Below are 1,803 nucleotides of genomic sequence, written 5' to 3' on the forward strand. Positions count from 1 at the left end.
CCCCGGATGACATGCATGTGGCTGTCGATCAGCCCTGGAATCACGCGACGGCCGCCGGCGTCGATGACCGTCGCGTCCGGCCCGGCGGCGGCGCGCACTTCGCCCTCCTCGCCCACGGCCGCGAACTTGCCGTCACGGATCAGGGCGGCGTCGGCGCGCGGATTGCTGCGGTCAAGGGTCGTGAACTTGCCGTTGACGAGCAGCAGGTCGAGTTGGGCGGAACGGGACATGCCGTTTCTCCTAGATCGATGAGGACGGATAGGAAGGGTGGCGCGGGACGCCGGATCAGGCTTGCGACTTGGGCTCGGGACCCTCGCCGGCGACGGCCTGCGGCCCCAGGACCTGACCGGCGCATTCGGGCGTCTTCAGATAGGCCACGACCGGCGCCTTAGTCAGCAGCCGCTTGGCCACAGGAATGGCCTGCTCGCCGAGCAGCATGCCCAGCAGACCCAGAAGCGCGATGGCCGGCGGGGCCGGCGAGCGCACGCCCAGCGAGGAATAGATCAGGCCGACAAGAAGGCCGACGGCGAGGGAAAGCAGGTAGGGCTTCATGACGGCGCTCCAGGAGTGGGACGGGACGGCCGTGGCCGTCCCGTCGATTGAGGTCAGGCGTGGCTTTCCGAGGCGCCGAACATGGACTTGGCGTAGGTGACGCCCAGGCCGTAGGCGCCTCCGAAAGTCTTGGCGATTCCGGTGGTCAGGTCGTAGGTCCCCGACCTCGCCCAGTCGCGTTGCAGTTCGAGCAGATATTGCAGGGCCGTGATGGGCTGGGCGCCGGCCTGGATCATCCGCGACACCGCCCGCTCGTGCGCCTCGGTTGAGATGTCGCCGCTGGCGTCGGTGATCACATAGACCTCGAAGCCTTGGTCGAGAGCCGACAGCGCCGGGCCCACGATGCAGACCGAGGTCCACAGGCCAGCAAGCACGATGCGCTTCTTGCCGATCTTGTTGACCTCGGCGATCACCGCCTCGTCTTCCCAGGTGTTCATCGATGTACGGTCCAGCAGCGTCTGGTCCGGGAAGGGAGCGGTGACTTCCGAGAACATCGGGCCCGAGAAGCTTTTCTCGGCGACCGTCGTCAGGACGGTCGAAACGCCGAACCCGGCGGCGGCGCTGGCCACCAGAGCGGCGTTGTTGCGCAACTCGATCGCCGAGATCGACTTGGTCGCGAAGGCCATCTGCGATTGGAAATCGATCATGATCAGGGTGTGGTCGTCGGCGTTCAGCAGGCGAGCGCCGGGGGTCGCGGTGGCTTGGGTCATGGCTGGGTCCTTTGGTAATTGGAGGACCGCTGAGGGCCGCCCCGTTGTTCTGACGAGGACACTGTGATCGCGGCATCGCGTCTCATAAATGGAAATGATAGAAACTCATCATTTCCATTTATGAGCCGATAACCGGCTATGAATCATGATTGTCGCGTGTCCGATCGAAGACACAAATCGCTGGCGCCTGTCTCACCTAAGCCGATCGTGGAGGAAAGGTTACGCTCGGTGTCCTTTGACGTGGCAGTTGCGAACGAGCGCCAACTGCGGACATTGGCACACCTCCAGAAAACCGACCTTCGGCGGTTAGGACTCTTCGATGGCAGCTCGCTGTTCCTGGCGCCACACGGTTGCCGACCATGATCAGGTCGCCCGACTTCAAGTCGAGGGGGCGCCATGGCAGAATGTCCTCGGCTGAATCTTCCGCACAGCCGTCGGCCGTTGACCTAGGTGTCGAAGCTATGAAGGTTGTTCACCCGGGGAGCGGCTGAGAAGCTGGGGTTGCGAAGCACCAACCTTGGCCGGAGGTCTCCCCGGATGA

Annotated in this window: 3 protein-coding genes; all 3 read right to left on the reverse strand. The window is 64.2% G+C overall.

Features of this window, described 5'->3' with window-relative positions; genetic code table 11:
- Positions 1 to 230, reverse strand: a 230-nt coding sequence (locus BM066_RS25680; protein ID WP_143093827.1) for an amidohydrolase family protein, incomplete at its 3' end; no start/stop codon positions are given.
- A 55-nt stretch (positions 231 to 285) separates the two neighbouring features.
- A complete protein-coding gene (locus BM066_RS25685) occupies positions 286 to 552 on the reverse strand; it encodes a DUF1427 family protein (protein WP_018062011.1) in 267 nt (88 codons plus the stop codon).
- 53 nt (positions 553 to 605) lie between these two features.
- Positions 606 to 1,262 (reverse strand): hydrolase, encoded by a 657-nt coding sequence (locus BM066_RS25690; RefSeq protein WP_089931227.1) that lies wholly within the window; start codon positions 1,260 to 1,262, stop codon positions 606 to 608.
- Positions 1,263 to 1,803: the final 541 nt, after the last annotated feature.

This window comes from Caulobacter sp. UNC279MFTsu5.1 (assembly GCF_900114015.1).
GTDB lineage: Bacteria > Pseudomonadota > Alphaproteobacteria > Caulobacterales > Caulobacteraceae > Caulobacter.